Origin of the sequence: Mumia sp. ZJ430 (assembly GCF_011751845.1) — a bacterium.
Classification (GTDB): domain Bacteria; phylum Actinomycetota; class Actinomycetes; order Propionibacteriales; family Nocardioidaceae; genus Mumia.
This window is the reverse complement of record NZ_JAAHFK010000002.1, coordinates 377,905-396,720: the sequence shown is the minus strand read 5'-3', so window position 1 is coordinate 396,720 and position 18,816 is coordinate 377,905. Positions and strand designations below refer to the sequence as shown.

Annotated in this window: 18 protein-coding genes; 8 read left to right on the top strand and 10 right to left on the bottom strand. The window is 70.6% G+C overall.

From position 1 onward, the window contains the following. The first annotated feature begins 672 nt into the window (after positions 1-672). A complete protein-coding gene (locus HCT63_RS08460) occupies positions 673-1,419 on the top strand; it encodes an ABC transporter permease (RefSeq protein WP_167003161.1) in 747 nt (248 codons plus the stop codon). A gap of 6 nt (positions 1,420-1,425) precedes the next feature. On the opposite strand, the gene HCT63_RS08455 is transcribed toward HCT63_RS08460, so the two are convergent. Together HCT63_RS08455 and HCT63_RS08450 are read right to left on the bottom strand one after the other, a co-directional pair. After that, positions 1,426-1,911: a nucleoside deaminase gene (locus HCT63_RS08455; RefSeq protein WP_167003159.1), complete on the bottom strand. Its 486-nt coding sequence runs from the start codon at positions 1,909-1,911 to the stop codon at positions 1,426-1,428. Between the two features lie 26 nt (positions 1,912-1,937). Then, positions 1,938-2,300: a hypothetical protein gene (locus tag HCT63_RS08450; RefSeq protein ID WP_167003157.1), complete on the bottom strand. Its 363-nt coding sequence runs from the start codon at positions 2,298-2,300 to the stop codon at positions 1,938-1,940. A gap of 170 nt (positions 2,301-2,470) precedes the next feature. Here HCT63_RS08450 and HCT63_RS08445 point away from each other — a divergent pair, with 170 nt between their 5' ends. From HCT63_RS08445 to HCT63_RS08435, 3 genes are all read left to right on the top strand, one after another. Further along, entirely contained in the window at positions 2,471-2,623 is a 153-nt protein-coding gene (locus HCT63_RS08445; RefSeq protein WP_167003156.1) for a hypothetical protein, read from the top strand. 83 nt (positions 2,624-2,706) lie between these two features. After that, the gene (locus HCT63_RS08440) at positions 2,707-3,213 is read left to right on the top strand and encodes an NAD(P)H-dependent oxidoreductase (RefSeq protein ID WP_167003154.1); all 507 of its coding nucleotides are present in this window, start codon (positions 2,707-2,709) and stop codon (positions 3,211-3,213) included. Between the two features lie 53 nt (positions 3,214-3,266). After that, positions 3,267-5,198: a CocE/NonD family hydrolase gene (locus HCT63_RS08435; protein WP_167003152.1), complete on the top strand. Its 1,932-nt coding sequence runs from the start codon at positions 3,267-3,269 to the stop codon at positions 5,196-5,198. A 200-nt stretch (positions 5,199-5,398) separates the two neighbouring features. Here the strand turns inward: HCT63_RS08435 and HCT63_RS08430 are convergent, their stop codons facing one another. From HCT63_RS08430 to HCT63_RS08420, 3 genes are all read right to left on the bottom strand, one after another. Beyond that, complete coding sequence (locus tag HCT63_RS08430) at positions 5,399-5,986, bottom strand: Rho termination factor N-terminal domain-containing protein (RefSeq protein ID WP_167003150.1); 588 nt, start codon at positions 5,984-5,986, stop codon at positions 5,399-5,401. Positions 5,987-6,017: 31 nt separating this feature from the next. Further along, entirely contained in the window at positions 6,018-8,150 is a 2,133-nt protein-coding gene (locus tag HCT63_RS08425; RefSeq protein WP_167003148.1) for an elongation factor G-like protein EF-G2, read from the bottom strand. A 143-nt stretch (positions 8,151-8,293) separates the two neighbouring features. Then, the gene (locus tag HCT63_RS08420) at positions 8,294-10,222 is read right to left on the bottom strand and encodes an ABC transporter ATP-binding protein (protein ID WP_167003146.1); all 1,929 of its coding nucleotides are present in this window, start codon (positions 10,220-10,222) and stop codon (positions 8,294-8,296) included. A 97-nt stretch (positions 10,223-10,319) separates the two neighbouring features. Here HCT63_RS08420 and HCT63_RS08415 point away from each other — a divergent pair, with 97 nt between their 5' ends. After that, positions 10,320-10,757 (top strand): MarR family transcriptional regulator, encoded by a 438-nt coding sequence (locus HCT63_RS08415; protein WP_167003144.1) that lies wholly within the window; start codon positions 10,320-10,322, stop codon positions 10,755-10,757. Here the strand turns inward: HCT63_RS08415 and HCT63_RS08410 are convergent, their stop codons facing one another. The 3 genes from HCT63_RS08410 to HCT63_RS08400 all read right to left on the bottom strand — a co-directional run bounded on the left by HCT63_RS08410 (position 10,758) and on the right by HCT63_RS08400 (position 13,143). Next, positions 10,758-11,795 (bottom strand): SPFH domain-containing protein, encoded by a 1,038-nt coding sequence (locus HCT63_RS08410; protein WP_243842950.1) that lies wholly within the window; start codon positions 11,793-11,795, stop codon positions 10,758-10,760. Beyond that, the gene (locus tag HCT63_RS08405; RefSeq protein ID WP_167003142.1) at positions 11,783-12,214 is read right to left on the bottom strand and encodes an NfeD family protein; all 432 of its coding nucleotides are present in this window, start codon (positions 12,212-12,214) and stop codon (positions 11,783-11,785) included. Before HCT63_RS08405 ends, HCT63_RS08410 begins: the two co-directional genes overlap by 13 nt. A 320-nt stretch (positions 12,215-12,534) precedes the next feature. After that, positions 12,535-13,143: an SIS domain-containing protein gene (locus HCT63_RS08400; RefSeq protein ID WP_167003140.1), complete on the bottom strand. Its 609-nt coding sequence runs from the start codon at positions 13,141-13,143 to the stop codon at positions 12,535-12,537. Between the two features lie 209 nt (positions 13,144-13,352). Between HCT63_RS08400 and HCT63_RS08395 the strand changes: the two genes are divergently transcribed. Genes HCT63_RS08395 through HCT63_RS08385 form a run of 3 tightly spaced genes read left to right on the top strand, consistent with a single transcriptional unit; the run spans position 13,353 to position 16,722 of the window. Then, positions 13,353-13,829, top strand: a complete 477-nt coding sequence (locus HCT63_RS08395) for a hypothetical protein (protein ID WP_167003138.1) — start codon at positions 13,353-13,355, stop codon at positions 13,827-13,829. Between the two features lie 53 nt (positions 13,830-13,882). After that, the gene (locus HCT63_RS08390) at positions 13,883-15,286 is read left to right on the top strand and encodes an MFS transporter (RefSeq protein WP_167003136.1); all 1,404 of its coding nucleotides are present in this window, start codon (positions 13,883-13,885) and stop codon (positions 15,284-15,286) included. Further along, positions 15,283-16,722, top strand: a complete 1,440-nt coding sequence (locus HCT63_RS08385) for an aminotransferase class V-fold PLP-dependent enzyme (protein WP_167003134.1) — start codon at positions 15,283-15,285, stop codon at positions 16,720-16,722. The genes HCT63_RS08390 and HCT63_RS08385 overlap by 4 nt, the downstream gene beginning before the upstream one ends. A 12-nt stretch (positions 16,723-16,734) precedes the next feature. Here HCT63_RS08385 and HCT63_RS08380 read toward each other — a convergent pair whose 3' ends face one another. Further along, positions 16,735-18,057, bottom strand: coding sequence for a helix-turn-helix domain-containing protein (locus tag HCT63_RS08380; protein WP_167003132.1), 1,323 nt, complete (start codon positions 18,055-18,057; stop codon positions 16,735-16,737). A 352-nt stretch (positions 18,058-18,409) separates the two neighbouring features. Further along, positions 18,410-18,613, bottom strand: a complete 204-nt coding sequence (locus tag HCT63_RS08375; RefSeq protein WP_139105401.1) for a cold-shock protein — start codon at positions 18,611-18,613, stop codon at positions 18,410-18,412. Between the last annotated feature and the right edge of the window lie 203 nt (positions 18,614-18,816).

Here is an 18,816-nt window from a genome sequence, read left to right as displayed (position 1 = left end):
GGTCGGAGTCGGCATGACGCGGGTCGGGAGTGTGAATCTGGTCATACCGGTCGAATGGGTATGTCAGGGTACAAGGAACTGGAACCCCGCATCATTCGCAACCCCGGGCTGACCTGCACCGAAGCTCCACACGACGAGCTCGCCGGTGTCGCACGAGATCCGCGCGGTCTGGCGATCGGGGTTGTGGGCGACAGCCGCGACGCCGTTTCTCGTTGCGATCGGACACGAGCCGGTCCTGGGGGAGTGGGGTGTGGAACGTCACACACTAGGCGGCGCCGGTGCCCGTACAGCGGGCCGTTCTTCTCCGCCGACGACGGCGGTACGTGCACGCATGGGGACTCCTCGACGGACGCGGTCGGATGCCGGCCCCGAGATGCCGGTGAAGTCATTGTGGCGTCCGAGGGGGTCGCCCAGCGGTCCTCATGGTCGGGCCTGACGGCGAGAACGACCCGCTGACCCCCTCCGCGCCGATCCCGTTCCCCGACCCCGAGAAGAACCCGTACTTCCGGACAACCGAGCGGCTCGCGCTGCCCGACGGCACGGTCGTGAGCCCGGCTCCGGCGGCGCGGGGTGCCCGCCGACGAGCTCGCGCCGGGCGCCGACGTCAGCGACCTCCTGGAGGCGTCCGTGCGCTTCGACGCCTGAAGCGGTCCGCAGGTCTAGCGTGGCGTCGTGGATCTTGTCCGGTACGGCGTCGTCCTCGTGCTGCTGACCGCCGTCACGCTCGTCGTGATGACGTGGGCCGGAGTGCGGCTGCGCACCGACGCGGTCGTTGCGACGGTCCGCGGGCTCGTCCAGCTCAGCCTGATCTCGCTCGTGATCGCGTGGGCGTTCCGTCACCCCACGGCCGCCGCGGCGCTGCTGGTCGTCATGCTGGCCGCAGCGGCGTTGACGTCGACGCGACGGATCGGGCTCGGGTACGGGGTCTATCCGACGGCGTTGGGCGCGATCGCCTGCGGCGCGACCGTGACGGTGGCTCCGGTGATGGCGCTCGACATCCTCCCGGGCGGCGCCGAGATGGTGGTGCCCTTCGCCGCGCAGGTGATCGGTGGCGCGATGGTTGCCGCATCGCTGTCCGGCCAGCGGCTGCGCGACGACGTCACCGACCGCTGGGGCGAGGTCGAGGCCGGTCTCGCGATCGGGCTGACCCCGCGACAGTCGGTGTCGGAGTTCGGGCCTCGCGCGGTCGCGCGGGCGCTGACGCCGGGCCTCGACCAGACCCGGGCCGCCGGCCTGGTCACGTTGCCGGGTGCCTACGTCGGCCTGCTGCTCGGCGGCGCCACTCCGTACGAGGCCGCGCTCGTGCAGACCCTGGTCCTTGTCGGCCTGCTCGCCGCTCAGAGCATCTCGGCCGCGACCACCGTGCTGGGCTTGTCCGGCCGGCTCGGGGAACGACGCCCGGAGGCTGCCACTGCCTGAGCCCGTTCAGGTGCGCCGAAAGCACCGCTCGTACAGTGCCTCGACCTCGCCGGCGAGCTCGGGCACCGGGCCTTCGACCGGGAGCTCGGGAGCGACCGTGGTGATCGGCAGCGGCGCGACCGGTGAAGGCGGGACACCCCAGCTCGCGAGGAGCTCGGCCAGCCGGGTGCCCGCGACGACGAACACGATCCGTTGGAGCCCCGCCCATGCGTGGGCGCCCGCGCACATCGCGCAGTGTTCGCCGGAGGTGTAGACCGTGCAGCCCGCACGTGTCTCCGGTGAGAGCTGCGCGGCGGCCCACTGGGCGATCGCCAGCTCAGGGTGGCGCGTGTGGTCGCCGTCCTTCTCGCGGTTGTGGTCCTCGAAGAGGACGTGGCCGCTCGCGTCGACGAGGACCGAGCCGAACGGTTCGTTGCCCTCGGCAAGGCCGGTCGCGGCGAGCTCGACACAGCGTCGCAGGTGCTGGAGGTCGTCGTCGGAGAGTGCGCTCATCGCCCTAGTCTCACCCGTCGTCGGGTTCAGGCGACGACCGCCATGAGGACTGCGCCGACGGCCATGAGGAAGACAGCCACGCCGGCAGCGAGGATCGGCGCCGTCCACGCGGTGAGCCCGCCGCGGATGCGCGCCACGATGCGCCACACCGCGACGGCCCACAGAATCGTCAGCGCACCCACCAACGTCCAGGCGACGAACCGTGGCCCGACCGGGGCGTGGGCGCAGCGGCCGGACGTGTCGCCGAGGCACGGGCTCGACCCGAGGCCGAGCCACGCGGCGATTCCGCCGAGCACCACGACCAGCGCCGAGAAGCCGACGAGAAGCACTGCTGTCGCTGTGAGGTCGGCTGCGCGGATCGCGGGCGAGGTCGACGGCTCCGAGGTCATGCGGGCCACGATGTCATGGGAGTGGCCGGTTCCGGCCACTGGCTGGATTTCATTCGGGATTACAGCAGCCGACGTGCCAGACCGACCCAGCCAGTCCTCTCTCAGCCGCCGGATCGGCTGGCCAGGCGTCGAGCAGACCTTCGCCGACCCGGCGAGCCGGTAATGCCGGGGTGAACTACGTCGAGGTCGAGGTCGCGACCACGCTGTTCAACCGGATGCGCACGGCGCAGCCCGACGTCTTCGGCGCGGCCGGCCGCGTACGGACGGGGCTGGTCGGTCCGGTGCGCCTGCTGCCGTACGGCGAGGTCACGCTCGAGGCCTGAGGAGCAGCGCGAGGCAGTGGCCTTACACCATAAGGACGCTCTAGTTTGGTTGGCCTGAACGTCCCCAAGAAGGAGGCACGTCCGTGCAGGTCGCTGTGGTCACCGGAAACCCGAAGGTCGGATCGCGCACGCTCGACGCGGCGATCGTGCTCGCGAGCAGGCTGGCCGGGCGAGCACCGGACCACGTCGTGGACGTCGCGACGCTCGGGCCGGGGCTCCTCGGCTGGGGTGACCCGGCCGTCGAGGCGGCCGTCGACACGGTGGCGTCGAGCGACCTGGTCGTCGTCGCGAGCCCGACGTTCAAGGCGACGTACAGCGGGATCTTGAAGGTCTTCCTCGACCAGTTCGCCACCGGGTCGGGGCTGGCCGGCGTGGTGGCGGTGCCCCTCATGCTGGGCGCCGGACCCGCCCACGCGCTCGCGCCCGAGCTGCTCCTGCGGCCGGTCCTGGTGGAGCTGGGCGCCACCGTCGTGGCGCCGGGGACCTATCTCCAGGAGAGCCGGTACGACGACCCGTCGGCGTTCGACACGTACGTCGCACGATGGGCGCCGTCGGTCCTCGCGCTCGCCGACTCGGCTGTCCGCGCGTGACGGGCTGATTTCAGGGGGTGCGCTCCGCGCCGGCGCCCGCCAGACTGCGGCACATGCACCAGGCGAACGTGGCGCGGCGCGCGCGCACCTCACGGACGGGCATCGGCCTCCTCCTCACCCTCACGCTCACCGGTACGGCGCTGGTCGCCGGGACCGCGACCACGGCGTTCGCTGCTCCGGCGGCCAAGCCGTACGTCCTCCAGGGCGGCGTCTCCGCCCCTGTCTACGACTACGCGGACGCGATCCGCGAGACCGTCTGGGTGATCGCGCCCGACTTCGACGGCGATGGCGAGAAGGACAAGATCGCTGCCGACATCGTGCGGCCGCGTGAGCTCGACACCAGGGGCGTGGACGTCCCGATCGTCATGGACGCGAGCCCGTACTACACGAGCCTGTGCCGCGGCAACGAGTCGGAGTGCAAGACCTTCGACGCCGAGGGCAACCTCGAGAAGTTCCCGCTCTTCTACGACAACTACTTCGTGCCGCGCGGCTACGCGTACGTCGCTGCCGACGTCGCCGGCACGTCGCGCTCGAACGGCTGCGTCGACACCGGCGGGAAGTCCGACATCGGTTCGATCAAGGCCGTCGTCGAGTGGCTCAACGGCAACGCCGAGGCCGTCGACGCCGCCGGCAACCCGGTCGAGGCCGACTGGTCCAACGGCAAGACCGGCATGATCGGGAAGTCGTACGACGGCACGATCGCCAACGGCGTCGCGGCCACCGGCGTGAAGGGCCTGGAGACGATCGTGCCGATCAGCGCGATCAGCTCCTGGTACGACTACAGCCGCTCGCAGGGGCTCCCGTACAGCTGGAACTACTCGAGCGGACTCGCCGCCCGGGTCGCGACGAACCGCACGCAGCCCCAGGACTGCTCGGCGACGCTGCAGCGGATGAACGACGAGGACGCCGACGAGACCGGCGAGCACAACGCCTTCTGGGACGAGCGCAACTACCGCGACGCAGGTGCGCTGAACGCCGAGAAGGTGAAGGCGAGCGTCTTCATCTACCACGGGCTGCAGGACACCAACGTCAAGACGCGGCACTTCTCGACCTGGTGGGAGGAGCTCGGCAAGGCGGGGGTCATCCGCAAGATGTGGCTGAGCCGCGTCGGGCACGTAGACCCGTTCGACATCGACCGCGACGAGTGGGTCAGCACGCTACACCGCTGGTTCGACCACGAGCTGATGGGGATCAAGAACACGATCCTGCGTGAGCCGCGGGTGTCGGTGGAGACGAAGCCGAACCACTGGGTCGACTCGCACACGTGGCCGGCGCGACTCACGACCACGACGCTGCGCCCGCAGGCCGACGGTGGGCTGCGTCTGCTGCCGGCGAAGGGCTCGCAGACGTGGGTCAACTCCGCGAGCCAGCGTGAGAACGCTGCGGTCGCCGAAGGCGCCAACGCCAACCGCCTCCTGTACGCCACCAACCCGCTGCTCGCCGACGCCCGGATGAGCGGTTCGTTGGTCGCGAAGCTGAGGGTGACGTCCGAGGTGCCGACGGGTCAGGTGGGCGTCATGCTCGTCGACTACGGCGAGGCCGAGCGCGTCCTCACGACTGGCGACGGCGCGTCCACGACGACCACCGAGACATGCACGGGTGAGTCGACGCCGGCCGACGACGGGTGCTATTTCACGATGGCGCGCAACGTCGGCACGACACCGCTGCAGATCCTCGGTCGCGGGTGGGCGCGTCTCGACGGTGCGGGCACGCACGACGTGACGGTGACGCTCGATCCGGACGACGCGGTCGTCAAGAAGGGGCACCGCCTCGGCGTCGTCGTCGTGGGCGCGGCGAACGGCCGCGTACGGAACATCGACACGACCGCGTCGACGTACTCGCTGGATCTGACGAAGTCGAGCTTCGCTCTGCCGGGTCTGGCGCTGCCGCAGCCGACGTGGCCGGCGGGCTGGGACTGGCTGCCGAAGCGCAGCGACCTCGCACCGTCCGGCGAGCGCGCTCTCCCCGCCCTCCTCGACGACTGACCGTCCCGTCCCCGATTTGGGCGTTCAACCACCGAGTGCGGCATCCGATTCGGTAGCGAAATGCCCACATCGGGGACGGAGGCGGGTGGCCGGAAGCGGTCCCCGTCCCGTCGATCCCGTGGCGCTTGTGGGGCGCCGCACCCGTCGCCGGACGAGTCAGGCGCTGGCTACCACCGGCTCCAGCTGGCAGAGCTCGAGGTCTATCCGCCGAGTCGCGAGATGAGGTCGGACTTCGACATGCGGGAGTAGCCCTTCACCCCTCTGGTCTGCGCCGCCTTGCGGAGCTGGGCAACGGTCATGGAGGTGTACGAGCCGTCGCTCGCGGCGACGGTCGTCTTCGCGGTCGCCTTGGCTGGTGCCTTCTTGGCCGTCGCCCTCTTGGCTGGTGCCTTCTTGGCGGTCGCCCTCTTGGCTGGTGCCTTCTTGGCGGTCGCCCTCTTGGCTGGTGCCTTCTTGGCAGCCGACCTCTTCGCCGTCGACCTCTTCGCGGTCGACCTCTTGGCGGTCGACCTCTTCGCTGCCGGCGCAGTGCCGGCCGCGGAGTCCCGACGGACCGACGTGTGCAGGCGCTCGATCTCGTCGCGTGCTGCGTCGGCGCTCTCGGCGATCTGACGCTGAGCGGACTTCGTCGCCTTGCGGATCGTCTTCTTGGCATCGACCCGCGCCTTGTCGGCATCCTTGCGTGCCTTCTTGAGCCGACTCGTCGCGTCGTCGAGCGCCTTCTCCAGATCGGCGACGCGCTTGCGCACCTGGACCTCGACCTTGCTGGGCTTCGTGTTCTTCGCCACGGTTCCTCCTCGATGAGACGTCGGGGCACCGTCAGCGTAGGCGCGTTCCTGACCGTGCGCCCTCCGGCAGCACCTCATACTGCGCGAACGTCCGCGTGAACGACGCCGCCCCGGAGGCGAGCGACCGGAGGTCGACCGAGTACGTGAGCAGCTCCGTCGCAGGCACCGCTGCCCGGACGATGCTCCGTCCACTCTCCGACCCGGCATCGGTCGCCTGCACACGTCCGCGGCGTGACGAGAGGTCCTCGAGGATGGCGCCGAGGTGCTGGTCCGGGACGTCCACGGCGACCTCGTCCACCGGCTCCAGCAAGATCACCCGCGCGCTCGCAGCGGCATCCTTGAGCGCCATCGCGCCTGCGGCCTGGAAGGCAGCGTCCGAGGAGTCCACGCTGTGCGACTTGCCGCCGGTGAGGGTGACGCGCACGTCGACGACGGGGCACCCTTCGGCGAGGCCGCGCTCCAGCTGTGTGCGTACGCCCTTCTCGACGCTGGGGATGAACTGCCGCGGCACGGCGCCGCCGACCACCTTGTCGACGAACGAGAAGCCGCCCCCTCGGGGGAGCGGCTCCACCTCGATCTCGCAGACCGCGTACTGCCCGTGCCCGCCGGACTGCTTCACATGCCGTCCGTGCCCCTTTGCAGGTCCGGCGAACGTCTCGCGCAGCGCCACCCGTACGGGCTCGGTCTCGACGTCTGCACCGCCCTCGCGCAGCCGCGACAGCACGACGTCTGCATGGGACTCGCCCATGCACCACAGGACGAGCTGGCCGGTCTCCGCATTGCGCTCGAGGCGCAGCGTCGGGTCGGCGGCGACGAGGCGGGCGAGGTTGCGCGACAGGGTGTCCTCGTCCCGCCGGGTCTTGGCGACGACCGCGATCGGCAGCATCGGCTCGGGCATCGGCCACGGATGGATGAGCAGCGGGTCGTCGGGGGAGGAGAGCGTGTCCCCGGTCTCTGCCGAGCCCGCCTTGGTGATCGCGCAGATGTCGCCGGCGACCGCGTACGGCACCTCGGTGAGCGTGCCCCCGAGCGGTGAGTAGACGTGCGCGACGCGTTCGTCGTCGTCATGGTCCTCGTGCCCGCGGTCTGCCATGCCGTGGCCGGAGACGTGCACGGTGTCGTCCGGCCGGAGCGTCCCGGAGAACACCCTCAGCAGCGAGACGCGGCCGACGTACGCGTCGACCTCTGTATGGATGACCTCCGCGGCGAACGGCCCGCTCGGGTCGGGCGCAAGCGGGGCGTGGTTGCGGCCGCGCGGGTCGGTGGCGACCGGGAGCGGGCGCTCGCGTGGTGACGGGAACGCCCGGGGGAGCGCGTCGAGGAGGTCGGCGATGCCCACCCCCGTCAGCGACGAGACGAGGAAGACCGGGAAGAGGGTCCCGCGGGTGACGGCCGTCTCGAGGTCGCGGATGAGCACGTCGGCCTCGACAGGTTCGCCCGCGAGGTAGCGCTCCATGAGCGCCTCGTCCTCGCTCTCGGCGATCACCGCCTCGATGAGCGAGTCGCGGTCGGGTCGTACACGGTCGAGGTCGGCCTCGTCGGGCGTGACGAGTGTCCGTTTCCCGTCGGCGTAGACCGAACGGCGGAGGCTGATGAGCCCGATCAGGCCGTCAGGGTCCAGCTCGTAGACCGGGTGCACGCCCTCGCCGAGGTCCCCTCGTAGGCTCGCCAGCGCCGCATCGACGGCTGCGCGCTGGTGATCGATCCGAGCGATGACCAGCGCGCGAGGCATGCCGGCCGCCGCGCACTCGTCCCACACCGCGCGCGTCGCGACGTCGACTTCCTCGGTCGCCGAGACGACGAAGAGCGCGGAGTCGGCCGCGCGCATCCCCGCGCGCAGCTCACCGACGAAGTCGGCGTACCCGGGCGTGTCGACGAGGTTGACCTTCGTCGCCTCGTGCGCGAGCGGCGCGACCGAGAGCCCGACCGTACGGTGCTGGCGCACGGCCGCGGGGTCGTGGTCGCCGACGCTCGTCCCCGCATCGACGGACCCTGCGCGAGAGATCGTGCCGGACGCTGCCAGCAGTGCCTCGACGAGCGTCGTCTTGCCCGAGCCCGAAGGTCCGACGACGGCGATGTTGCGGATGTCACTCGGGTCGGTCGTCGTCAGCGGTGGTGCACCGCTGCCGCGTCTGCGACCCTCATCGGTCCCCCTCGCGCCCATTGACGCCACCCCGCTCGACCTCGTCCGTCGTTTCTCTAGGGTCGATCACACTCCCGCAGCGCGTCGAGGGCAAGTGGGGTGCGACGGAATTGATCAGGACGCGTGGTGTCCGGCGGCACCAGGGGGAACGCAGCCCTTGTGCGTCACGCCATCGCGCGGTCGGCCGAGGGCTCGTCCGTGCGGTCGGCACTGCTCGCGAACTGGGTCCGATAGAGGTCGGCGTAGGTGCCACCGCCCGCGAGAAGCTCGGCGTGCGTCCCGCTCTCGACGACTCGTCCGCCATCGAGGACGAGGATCAGGTCGGCATTCCGGATCGTCGAGAGGCGGTGCGCGATGACGAGCGAGGTGCAGCGCGATAACGCCTCGTCGAGCGCAGCCTGGACGGCCGCCTCCGACTCGGAGTCGAGGTGGGCCGTGGCCTCGTCGAGGACGACGAACGCGGGCTCCTTGAGCAGCATCCTGGCGATCGCGAGACGTTGACGCTCCCCGCCGGACAGTCGGTAGCCGCGGTCGCCGACGACCGTCTCGAGGCCGCTCGGGAGCGACGCTACGAGCTCCCACACGTGGGCCCGGCGCAGCGCCGTCTCGAGCTCGGCATCGGTGGCGTCCGGCTTGGCGTAGCGGAGGTTCGCCGCGATCGTGTCGTGGAAGAGGTGCGCCTCCTGGGTCACGACACCGACCGCGTCGTGCAGCGACCGCTGGGTCACGTTGCGGAGGTCGGCACCCGCGATCCGGACAGCACCCGCCGTGGGGTCGTACATGCGTGTCGCGAGCTGAGAGATCGTGGTCTTGCCGGCACCGGAGTGACCGACGAGCGCGACGGTGGCACCGGCGGGCACGGCAAAGCTCACGTCGTGCAGGGTGTCGGTGACCGGGTCGTTGCCCAGCGTCGCCACGTCCTCGAGCGACGCGAGCGAGACCTCCGACGCGGCGGGATAGCGGAAGGCGACACCGTCGAGCTCGAGCGTCGCGCCGTTGCGCGCCAGGTCGTCGGCGAGGTCGTGCGCATCCGGGGCGTCAGCGACCATCGGTTCGAGGTCGAGCACCTCGAGGACGCGCTCGAAGCTGACCAAGGCGGTCATCACGTCGACCTGGACGTTGGACATCGCGGTGATCGGGCCGTACAGGCGGCCGAGGTACGCCGTGAGTGCGACGACCATGCCGACCGTCAGGGACCCTCCGATCGCCATCAGGCCGCCGGCGCCGTAGACGATCGCGGTGCCGACGGCGGCCACGGCCGTGAGCCCGGCCCGGAAGTACGTGCCGAGCACCGCAGCACGGACACCGATGTCGCGGACGCGCCCGGCCTTGCCGGCGAAGTCCGCGGACTCGGCCGCCGGGTGGCCGTACACCTTGACCAGGTGCGCCCCCGCCACATTGAAGCGCTCGTTCATCATCTGCGCGACGTCGGCGTTGAGCGCATAGCGCTCGCGGGTGATCCCGGCGAGCTTGCGGCCGACCCAGCGCGCGGGCAGGACAAAGGCAGGCAGGAGGACGAGAGAGACGAGGGTGAGCTGCCACGACATCGTGATCATCGCCGCGAGCGTGAAGACGATCGTGAGCGAGTTGCTGACGACATTCGAGAGTGTCGAGGTGAAGGCTTGCTGAGCACCCAGGACGTCGCCGTTGAGCCGCTGGACCAGCGCGCCGGTGCGGGCACGAGAGAAGAACGCGAGCGGCATCTGCTGGACGTGGTCGAAGACGGCGGTCCGCAGGTCGAAGATCAGACGCTCTCCGATGCGTGCGGACACCCAGGTCTGGAGGACCGTGAGGACGGCGCCGACGAGGGCGAGGGCGGCGATGACGAGAGCGAGGGTGACCACCAGTCCGCGGTCGCCGCCGGTGATGCCGTCGTCGATGAGGTCGCGGACGAGCAGCGGGGTCAGTGCGCCTGCGGCGGCGGCGATGGCGATGATGACGAGGAAGATCGCGAGCTGGCCGCGTTGGGGTTTGGCGAAGGCGAGGACGCGGCGCATCGTGTCTCGGTGGAGTGTGTGCTTCGCGACCGAGGAGTCTTGGGTGAAGGAGCGGCGGCCACCGCCGCGGGCTCCGGAGGGAGAACCGAGTTCCATGGGAGACCTCCTGTTCCGTACGGGTCTCTACCAGAGGTGAGTCTAGTTCACTATCTGGGAGACACAAAGTCATTAAGGCTCACGGTAGGATGGGGCCATGGCGACCGAAGGCCCGACGGGGGCTGAGTTCCTCTCTGTGCTGCACGCGGCGATGCGTGCGGTCCGATGCGAGGCCGACGCCCAGATGGGCGAGCAGGCGGTGGCGCCCGGCCAGATGCGCATGCTGCGTGCACTTGCGCGCGCGGGGGGCGAGGCGCGTCCCGGCGAGCTGGCCGAGGCGCTCGGCGTGAGCCCGCGGTCCGTGACATCGAAGGTCGACGCGGCCGAGCGTGCCGGCGACGTCGTGCGCAGTCCCGACCCGCGTGACCGGCGTGCGACGCTCGTCACGCTCACGCCGGCAGGTCGCGCCACCCTCGAGCGGCTCGGCCGGCTGCGCGCAAGCGGAGCTGGCGGACTCCTGCAGCACCTGTCCGCAGACGAGCAGCGCGATCTCGTCCGGCTCCTCGAGAAGGTCGCCGGCGAGCGCGTCTGCTGACTACTCGGCGTCCCTCTCGGCCGCGGCGACCTCGGCGCGTGCATCGGCCACCGCGTCCTGCGCCTGGCGCGCGGCCTGCTCTACTGCCGCCGCCGGGTCTGTCGACGTCGGCCCTGGTGTCGGACGGCCGTCGACCGCCGCGACCGCCTCTTCCTCGTGCGGTGTCCCGCCGAACGCCTCCGTCACCGCCCGTACGGCCTGGGTGAGCTCACCGGGAATCACCCAGAACGTGTTGTGCTCGCCGCCGGCGAGCTGCGGAAGCATCTCGAGGTACTTGTACGCCAGCACCTTCGGATCGGCGTCGTTCTGGTGCACGGCCTGGAAGACGCGCTCGAGCGCAGTCGCTTCGCCGTCGGCCCGCAGGATCGCGGCCTGCCGGTCGCCCTGCGCGACGAGGATCTCCTGCTGACGCGTGCCCTCTGCCGTGAGGATCTTGGCCTGCCGCTCGCCCTCGGCATGGAGGATCAGTGCCCGCTTGTCACGCTCGGCACGCATCTGCTTCTCCATCGCCTCCTTGATCGTCGACGGCGGGTCGATCGCCTTGATCTCGACCCGGTTGACGCGGATCCCCCACTTGCCTGTCGCGTCGTCGAGGACGTTGCGCAGTCGCGTGTTGATCTCCTCGCGTGACGTGAGCGTCCGCTCGAGGTCCATCGACCCGATGACGTTGCGCAAGGTGGTCACCGTGAGCTGGTCGATCGCCTGGAGGTAGTTCGCCACCTCGTACGCGGCTGCCCGGGGATCGGTGATCTGGTAATAGAGGACGGTGTCGATGTTGACCACGAGGTTGTCCTCGGTGATCACCGGCTGCGGCCGCGACGAGAGCACCTGCTCGCGTACGTCGAGCTTGGTGTTGATCCGGTCCGCGACCGGGATGATGAAGTTCAGGCCCGGCTGCAGCGTGGTCCGGTAGCGCCCGAAGCGCTCGACGTTGAAGCGACGTGCTTGCGGCACCACGCGCACGGTCGAAAGCACGGCGAAGGCGACGACGACCGCCGCCACGATGATCGGGACCGCCAGCTCCATCACGTCTCCCACCTGTGCACGATCGCGGTCGCACCGTCGATCTCGATCACGTCCACCCGTTCCCCTGCGGGGATCACGGCGCTCGAGTCGTACGCGCGCGCCGACCACTCCTCGCCCGAGAGACGGATCAGCCCGTGCAAGGCGGTGACCTCCTGGGTCACGATGCCGGTGCGTCCGACCAGCGCCTCGCTCCCGTCGCGCAGCAGCGGCGGCTGAGTCAGGTGGCGCCGGGCGACCGGGCGTACGACCAGGAGGGTGGCTGCTGCGGTCACGGTGAAGGCGAGGAGCTGCATGGACAGGGGTCCGTCCACTCCCGCGACGATGGCCGCGACGAGCGCCGCGACGGCGAGCAGGCCGAGGGCGAAGGTCAGGGTGAAGAATTCGGCGACGGCCAGGCCGATGGCCACGGCCAGCCACACGAACCACGGCATGTGCGCACACCTCCCCGTCCTGCCGGGGGTGCACTCGACTGTACTCCGCGCGCGTGTGGACTCCCACGTTTCCCAGGCGCGAGCGACCCGCCGGCATGGTTGAGCCGCTCGCGCCCGAGGGATGCGCGCGAGCGGCTCAAGGGGTGTCACGGACCCGGGAGGGGGAGCCTGGGCCCGTGACGCTTGGAGGTCACGGGATCGGGTCGGGGTTACGGCGGGGGGCACGTTGATCCCGACCCCGTGACACATGTGAGACGAGGGGGCGTGTCCGTTATGACGTGGTTCAGGTGGTGATCTAGGTCACTCGTCCAAGAACGGCGTCAGTCGACGTAGAGATCGAGGATCTCGCCGAGGTGGTCGCGCTGCGCGCTGCGGCGGCCGGCACCCTTGGCGCTCGCCGCGGTCAGCGCCGCGATGACGCCGATGAGCAGGCTCAGGCTCGGCGGGGAGCTGTCGTACGAGACCCCGGCCGGCGGGACGAGCACGACGTCCGCGCCGACGTCGGCCAGCGGTGCGTCGGGTGCGTCGGTGATGACGAGGAGCCGGCCGCCGGCCTCCTGGAACGCGGTGGCGATGTCGATCGTGTACTTGCGATAGCGCTGGATCGAGAACGCGACCATGACGTCGGAGCTGCGCACGTCGCTCAGCACGTCGATCGGCCGGATGATCGTGCCGTCGACGAGGTGGACGTTGGCGAGGCTCGCGCTGAGGTCGAGTGCGAGGAGCGAGGCGTACGCGAACGACTTCGTGGCGCCGATGATGAAGCGCCGGCGCGCTCCGACAATCTGCGCGGCCATCTCTTCGACGCCGGGATCGGTCAACGCCCAGTCGAGCATCGCGTCGAGCTGTCGACGCTGATCCTCGACGAGGCGTCGCTTCAGCAGGGCCGAGGATCGCCGTTGCGGACGGGCGGTCGCGTCGTCGCTCATCCGTACTCCTGTGGGGTGAGGGTGCACCTGGATCGTAAACCGTGCGGTGAAGAGCAAGGGCAGGAATGGCTGATCCGCCGAGGGAGGACTCGCGCGGTCGCGCGACCTGGGGAAAGTCGTGGCCGCCACCTCGTCCTGTGGAGGACGCCCGTCACGCCGGCGCCACGCCCCTACCGTCGAGGTCTCGTCGTCGACCGAAGGAGACCACCATGTCCGCAGTCCTTGTCCAGCACCGCCGTCACCGTCGTCGCGCCGACGTCGCAGACGGTCCAGACACGGCCGAAGGGCTACGCGGGTCGGCCTACTGGAGCCTGTGGGGTCAGCGACATTTCCCGTGGGCGCTGCTCGATGACGGGTCCCCGGTGCTCCTGCTCGAGTCGTGGTCCAGCGGCTCCCGACTCACCTGGATGGTCGAGGCACGCGACGTGCTCCGCGTGCAGGTGGCGAGCCGGCTCGAGGCTGTCGACGCCGTCTCCGCCTGGTCGGGTGAGCGTCCCGAGGACGTCGAGGCCTCCGACTACCTGCGTGCGAGCGCCGTCGAGTCGGGGGTCGTGCTCGGATGGCGGCCGTCACCGGTCGCGTGGGTGGGAGTGCCACGGCCCGACGGGCTCCGCATCGAGCGCAACGGGTGGGCGGTCGCACGGACGGACGACCTGCGCGCGTGGGGCGTCGGCCTCGCACCGTGAGCGGTGTGCGTGATCCTGGACACGTGCCCTGGATCGTGCGGTAGAAACGTCGCATGCTCTCGACACCTCCGCCGGGCGCCGCGGCCGAGCCTCTCGCTCCGTCGGTCCGGCGTGGCTACGCGCTCGGCTCCGTCGCGACCGGCACGTTCGGCACCGTCCCCGGCCTGCTGCTCCTTCCCTACCTCACCGACACCCTGGGCGTGGCAGCCGGGATCGCCGGCGTCATGGTCTTCGCGCCGAAGGCGTGGGACGTCTTCCTCAACCCGGTGGCGGGCCGGATCAGCGACAGGTCGACGAGTCCACGCGGGCGGCGCAGGCCGTTCCTGCTGCGTGCCGGTCTCCTGCTCGCGGTGACCTTCGCGCTCATCTTCGCCGGGCCGTCGGAGCCGACCTGGCTCGCCGGCGCCTGGGTGGTCGTGATGTTCCTGGCGTGCGCGAGCGCCTACGCGTTCTTCCAGGTGCCGTACGTCGCGATGCCCGCCGAGATGACCCTCGACTACGACGAGCGTACGAGACTGATGACGTGGCGGGTCATCGTTCTGGCGCTCGCCATCTTGTTGTCGGGGGCGACGGCTCCCATGGTCGTCGACGCGGTGGGCGAGGCGACCTCCGAGGCCACCGGCTACCGCGTGATGGGTGTCTACATCGGGCTGATCCTCGTCGTGGGGGTGCTCGGCGCCTACCTCGGCACCCGTCGTGCGCCCGATCACGGGGTGGCGAGCCCGTCCGGCAGTCTCCGTGAGCAGTTGCGCCTGGTCGGACAGTCGACGGATTTCCGCAACCTCCTCATCACGTTCGTCCTCCAGGCGCTCGGCGTCGGGGCGATGCTCGCGGGCGTCGCCTACGTCGCCTCTCACCTGCTCGACGGTGGCGGGGCGTCGACCTTCCTCTTCGTGGCGTTCGTCGGACCCGCGCTCGTCGTCACCCCGCTCTGGGAGCGTGTCGCCGCGCGCCGCGGCAAGCGTCACGGCTACGTCCTCGCGACCGGATTCCTCGTGGTGGGGTCGATCGGCCTGCTCGTCGCCGTGACGGGGACGGCGTGGGCGGCGTACATCGCGGCCGCGTTCGTCGGGATCGGCTATGCCGGTGCGCAGGTCTTCCCGATGGCGATGGTTCCCGACGTCGCGGCCGAGCACGCCGCACGCACGGGCGAGAACCGCATCGGCGTCTTCACCGGCGTCTGGACCGCGGGCGAGACGTTGGGCCTCGCGCTCGGGCCGGGCCTGTACGCCCTCGTGCTGTCCCTCGGCGGCTATGTGTCCTCGCGCGGCGGTGAGGATGTCGCGCAGCCCGACTCGGCGCTGACCGCCATCGCGATTGGCTTCTCCGTCGTGCCCGCTGTCCTCGTGGCACTGAGCCTCCTGTGGCTGCGCCGCTACACCCTCGACGACCGTGTCCACACGGTCGCCACCGCTGCCATCACCCCAGACCACCCGCCCGAGGAGCCGACCCCATGACCACTGACCGCACCGTCGACGACGTCCTGAGCCGCCTCCTCGCGCTGCGTGCCGACGACCTCCCGACCCATGGCGGACGCACGCTCGCCTACGTGTACGACTCCGGCATCGCCGAGGCCGACACGCTCGGCAGAGAGGCGCTCGCGGCCTACGGGGCGACGAACGGTCTCGACCCGACCGCGTTCCCGAGCCTGCTCGCGATGGAGCGCGACCTCGTCGCCTTCGCGCGACCGCTCTTCCACGCCCCGCCGACCGCAGTCGGCACGGTGACGTCGGGCGGTACGGAGTCGATCCTCCTCGCCGTGCAGACCGCCCGCGACGCACACCCCGACGTCGCACGCCCGGTGATGGTGGTCCCGACGACGATCCACGCGGCGTTCCACAAGGCTGCGCACTACTTCGGTGTCGAGCGGGTGAGCGTCCCTGTCGATCCGCAGACCTTCCGGGCCGACCCCGCATCGATGGTCGCCGCACTCGAGACGTACGCCGACCGTGTCGTCCTCGTCGCAGCGAGCGCGCCCTCGTACGCCCACGGGGTCGTCGACCCTATCCCTCAGATCGCGTCTGCTGCGGCGGCGCGAGGCGTCCGCTTCCACGTCGACGCCTGCATCGGGGGCTGGGTCCTGCCGTGGCTCGAGCGCGACGGTCTGGTCGCGACCCCGTGGGACTTCGCGGTCGAGGGCGTCACGAGCATCTCCGCGGACCTCCACAAGTACGCCTACACGCCCAAGGGTGTCTCGCTGCTGCTGCACCGCACCCCACAGCTCCGGCGCCCCCAGTTCTTCGCCAGCGCCGACTGGCCCGGCTACACCATGCTCAACGCGACGATGCAGTCGACGAAGTCCGGCGGCCCGCTCGCCGCGGCGTGGGCGGTCGTCTCCTACCTGGGCGACGAGGGCTACCACGTCCTCGCCCGACGCGCCTACGACGGCACGCGCGCGCTCGCTGCGGGTGTCGCCGAGATCGCCCACCTGCGGTCGGCGTCAGCACCTGACACGACTCTCGTGGCCGTGAGCACCGACGAGGCGTGCGACGTCTTCACGATCAGCGACGCGATGCTCGACCGCGGGTGGTTCGTGCAGCCGCAGATGGCGTACGGCGAGCTCCCGCCGACCTTGCACCTGACCGTCTCGGCAGCGACGGCCGACCTTGTCCCGGAGTTCCTCAACACGCTGCGTGATGCCGTGACCGAAGCCGTGGCCACCGGTCCTGTCGTCATCGACCCTCAGCTGCGGGCGGCGGCACAGGCTCTCGATCCCGCGACGCTGGACGACGCCGCGTTCGACGGCCTGCTGGCGTTGGCGGGGCTGGCTGGCGACGACGGTGCGGTCGGCGTGCCCGCACGGATGGCCCCGGTCAACGCACTCCTCGATGTGGCGCCCCCTGCGCTGCGCGAGGCACTGATGGTCGCGTTCCTCGACCGGCTGACGCGCTGAAGGCCAGGAGCGTCAGTAGGCGCGGTGGCGGCCGGCGGGCGGCGACTCGGCACGCTCGCGGAGCTCGGCCGCGAGGTCGTCACGGGTGCTCACCACGATCGGGGCCGCAGAGCCCGGGATGAGCGCCGCAGGGTCGTCCGGCAGCTCGACCTCGATGTCGACGGCTTCGCTGACCCGGTATGGCATCGCCCCGAGGACACCGCCCAGGGTCCGCCGCAGCCTCGACATCTCGGCCCGTACGGTCACTGTACGGGCGGCGTTGCCGAAGAGATCGTTGGCGAGCTCGGACGCCGAGCGGCCGTCGGGGTTGCGCACCAGCGACAGAAGGATCTCGGAGTGCCGGGGGGAGAGGGCATGGCTCCAGGAGCCGCTCGGCCCCGTCACCTCGACGATCGCCGGGGTGCGGGTGAGGTCGAGACGGACACGGGTCGTCGGCTCGTGGTCGGAGCCGTCGTGGGCGAGCCGCAGGAGCCACCCGTCCGGCACGGGCTCGGCGATGACGTTGCCGAGGGTCGGCAGCCAGAGCGACCCAGGCTCGATCTCGCGAGGGAGGTCCACCCGTGGCGGTGGCTCGGTGCCGACGGCGGCGGCGCAGATCCCGTCGCGGGTCACGGCCAACGCGGGGCCTCCGAGCCGTGCGAGCATCGGTGCGGCGTAGGTGCGGAGCCGGTCGGCGTTGTCGTGGTAGCGCTGGCGCAGCTGAGCCTCGGCGAGCTGTGCGGCCATCACGACGTGGGGGAGTGCGAGCGGGTTGACGCTGGGGTTGCGATAGCTGAGGTCGACCACGCCGATCTGGTCGCCGGTCAGGGGGTCGCGCACAGGCGCGGCCGCGCACGACCACGGGAGGTGGTCCTCGGCGTAGTGCTCGGCAGCATGGATGCCGACCGGAACACCCTCGACGAGCGCGGTCCCGATCGCGTTGGTCCCCACGTTGCCCTCGGCCCAGGTCGCACCGGGGACCATCCCGAGCTCGTCGGCGTGGCGGCGCAGGGGACCGGAGCCGGCCCGCCACAGGATGCGGGCGTCGGCAGAGGTGATCGCGAGCAGCATGCCTGCGGAGTTGACCGCGCCGCGCAAGAGGTCGCTGAGCTGGTCGACCATCGGGCGCAGCGCGCTGGCCGCGCGTTCGGCCTCGACCTCGGCGGCAGCGACCGGCGGCTCCGGCGGTGTGCCGTCCGGGGTGAGCCCGAGCGTCCTGGTGCGGTCCCATGAGGCACGAACGAGGGCGCGCGGCTCGTGCTCGGGCGAGCGTCCGGCGAGGACGTCAGAGCGGATGCGGTAGAGGCTGCGAAGATCGATACCCGACGTCGAAGCCTCAGTACGCGGAGCGGTCATCCTCACCCCCCGGGTCGCCGTGCCCTCCTCGCAGACCCCACCGTACGGCCTGGAGGAAGCAGAGCCCAGCCTTTGACACAACCTTTGTCCGTGTCGTGGGCAAGGTCTGCCGACAACAGTTGCAACCCCGCTGCAACCCTTGCCACGCGCGCGGAGGGTGGCTGGGATGGCTGTACGTCCCGCACCATCTGGTCGCGGACGTGGCCCGGGGACCAGTTCTCGGGCGATCTGGTCGACGTCCTGCTCGCTCCGCTGCGGGGGTACGGAGCGCGCAAGAGGTCGACACGAGCGAGGGCCCCGACACCATCCGGTGTCGGGGCCCTCGTCAGAAGTCTCGTGGAGAGACGACTTCTCAGATGGCGCGAACGTTCTCCGCCTGCGGGCCCTTCTGGCCCTGGGTGACGTCGAACTCGACGCGCTGGTTCTCGGCCAGCGTGCGGAAGCCGTTCCCAGTGATTGCGGTGTAGTGGACGAACACGTCGTCACCGCCACCGTCTTGCGCGATGAAGCCGAAGCCCTTCTCGTCGTTGAACCACTTCACGGTGCCTTGCGACATTTCTTGCTCTTTCGTCGAACTGTGGAGCCGGCCGTTGCCGACCCCCGTGCATGTTGTTCCACCGCCACACGTTCGTGGTGGTGTGCCCGACGCAGGTAAGACAAACGCGCCAACGGTCGAACCGAAGGCGCGGAGTTTCACCTGCGCTGAACCGAACAACTTCTTCCAGAACCCTAGCAGGTCGGTGGGTGCTCGCGCCGAGC